Raw genomic sequence first — 2780 nt, 5'->3', positions numbered from 1 at the left:
CCGCGCGGCCCGCCGCCCGCCCGCCGCCCGGCCGCGTCCGGAGCGCGCGAACGGCCGGCCCTGGGCCACCATGGTCACGTGGGAGACTCACCGGCGCGGGACCCCGGTGCCGGCCACCGGCGGCTGGGCGAGGCGCTGCTCGACCTCCGCGCCGCGGCCGGCGCGTCCATCGGCATGCTGTACCTGCCGGCCCCCGCACAGGGCATGCTGCACCTCGCGCTCACGATCGGCGTGGCCCGCGAATTCGCCGTCCCCTGGTCGCGGGTCGGGCTGCGGGACCCCATCCCGGTCGCCGACGCGGTTCGCGAGCGGCGGCTGGTGTGGCTGGGGGGCCAGGAGGAGACGGCGAGCCGGTACCCGCGCCTGGGCCTGGTCGTCCCCTACCGCTTCTCCCTCGCCGCCGCGCCGCTCGACACCGACCCCGGCGCGGGCGCGGCGGCGGGCGCCGGCCTGGTCATGCTCTGGCCCGGCTCCCACGGGCCCGAGCTCGCCGAGCGCGAGAGGCAGGCCCTCGCGGCGGGGTGCGCCCGCCTGGCCGGCATCCTGCGCCGGTCCGCCGAGGAGGGCCACCCGGTCCGCGCGGCCGCCCACCCGGTCATCCTGGCGCCGCGGCCGCCGCCCACCCCGGGGCCCGTCGAGGCGGCCGCCGCCATGGCCTTCATCCGGCGGCTGCCCGGGGGGAGCTGCGCCCTGGACCTGAACGGGAAGATCACCTTCATCACCCAGGAGGCGGCCGACCTGCTCGGCTCCCCGGTCCGGCGGCTCGTCGGCGCCCTGCCGTGGGAGGCCCTGCCCTGGATGGACACCCCCGCGATCGAGGAGCACTACCGGGCGGCCGTGATGAGCCGGCTGCCGCGCAGCTTCAGCGCCGTGCACCCGGCCGGCCACCGGGTGCGCTTCGACCTCCACCCGGACGACTCGGGGATCAGCGTCCGGATCACCGCCGGCGGCTCCCCGGCCGAAGGCGCCCCCGGCGGGGGAGCCCTCGGCCCCGACGTGGCCGTCGAGCCGCCGCCTGCGGCCGCGCCCGCCCGCCCCGCGGCATCCGCGGACGCCGCCGCCCGCCCGTCCACGGCGCCCGATCCGGAGCAGGGGGCGGCGCCCGCCCCGAGCCGCGCCATCGCCCTCTACCAGCTGATGCACCTGGCGGCCAGCCTCACCGAGGCCGCGCACGCCCAGGACGTCGTCGACAAGGCGGCCGACCAGCTGGTGCCCGCGCTCGGTGCGCAGGCCATGGCCCTGCTCGTCGAGGAGGAGCGGCGGCTGAGGATCATCGGCCACCGCGGCTACACCGACGAGCTCATGACCCGCTACGACGGCCTGCCCGTCACGGCCCGGAGCGCGACGACGGAGGTCATCCGCACCCGCACCCCGCTCTTCTTCGAGAGCCCGGCCGCCCTGCTGGCCGCGTACCCCGGCGCCGACATCGAGGACGGGATGGGGGCCTGGGGCTTCGTCCCGCTCATCACCTCGAACCGGCCGGTGGGCTGCCTCGTGCTCGCGTACTCCCGGCCCCGGCCCTTCGCCGCGGGCGAGAAGGCCGTCCTGACCTCGATAGCGGGCCTGATCGCCCAGGCCCTGGAGCGCGCCCGGCTCTACGACTCGGCCTACCAGCTGGCCCGCAGCCTCCAGACCGGGCTGCTGCCCCACGACCTGCCGCACGTCCCCCGCCTGGAGGTGGCCGCCCGGTACCTTCCCGCCGGGCACGGCCTGGACATCGGCGGCGACTTCTACGACCTGATCCACATCGACGGCACGACGGCCGCCGCCGCGATCGGCGACGTCCAGGGCCACAACGTCGGCGCCGCCGCCCTCATGGGCCAGGTCCGCACCGCCGTGCACGCCTCGGCCGGCGCCCCGCCCGCCGAGGTCCTCGCCCGCACCAACCGGCTGCTCACCGACCTGGAGCCCGGCCTGTTCACCAGCTGCCTGTACGCGCACATCGACCTCGGCCGACACCGGGCCCGCCTGGCCACGGCCGGGCACCCGCCGCCGGTGCTGCGCCGCGCCGACGGGACCGCCGAGGTCGTCGCCCTCCCGCCCGGGCTGCTGCTCGGCATCGACCCCGACGCCGGCTACACGGCCGCCGAGATCCCCTTCGAGCCGGGATCCCTGCTGGCGTTCTACACCGACGGGCTCGTCGAGAGCCCGGCACTCGACATCGAGGAGACCATCGCCGGCGTCGCGGTCCACCTCGCCCGCGCCGCGGGGGACCGGCCCCTCGAAGCCGTCGCGGACGACCTCCTGCGCCACGCCCGCGGCCGCGTACCCGCGACCGACGACATCGCGCTCCTGCTGCTGCGCTCCCGCCTGCCCGGCGACTGACCCGCCGCTCCGCACCCGGTACGGAGACTCCACCGATCACTTCCGGACACGGGCGGCCGCGATCCCGACCATCCCGCGGAACCGATCCCGCCGACTTGCGCGCACGCCCCGGCGCGGTGTTCCCGGCGATGCCCGCTGCGGCAACTCCCGTGTCCCACAAGGGCGTACCTGAGATTCGGCGCCGTGGGCGGGGGTGGAGGTGACGGTCCGCGGCGCCCGGGACACGCGCCGTTGATCTCCCGGAACGCCCATGATGGCCGGATATCGACGTTTGTGATGCACATGCCTGGCAGGATGCGCCGCACGTTACTTGCCGGTAGCGCAATTCCCCCCAACCAGAAGGTCCTACGTACGTGCGCATTCTCGCCAGACGGCTCCTGCTCCCTGGCCTCACGACCCTGGCGCTCACCGCCACCGGCTGCTCCTCGGCACCCCAGCCCCTCGCGGCTCCCCCC

The 2780-nt window shown here is 76.7% G+C and carries 1 protein-coding gene; it reads left to right on the top strand.

Translation table 11 applies throughout. From position 1 onward, the window contains the following. Positions 1 to 78: 78 nt before the first annotated feature. The gene (locus EF903_RS35990) at positions 79 to 2325 is read left to right on the top strand and encodes a SpoIIE family protein phosphatase (protein ID WP_312845981.1); all 2247 of its coding nucleotides are present in this window, start codon (positions 79 to 81) and stop codon (positions 2323 to 2325) included. The last annotated feature ends 455 nt before the right edge of the window (positions 2326 to 2780 follow it).

It is taken from the genome of Streptomyces sp. WAC05292 (genome assembly GCF_003949955.1).
In the GTDB taxonomy this organism is placed as follows: domain Bacteria; phylum Actinomycetota; class Actinomycetes; order Streptomycetales; family Streptomycetaceae; genus Streptomyces; species Streptomyces globosus.
Note: the sequence above shows the minus strand (reverse complement) of the source record. Positions and strands in the feature narration are given on the sequence as shown.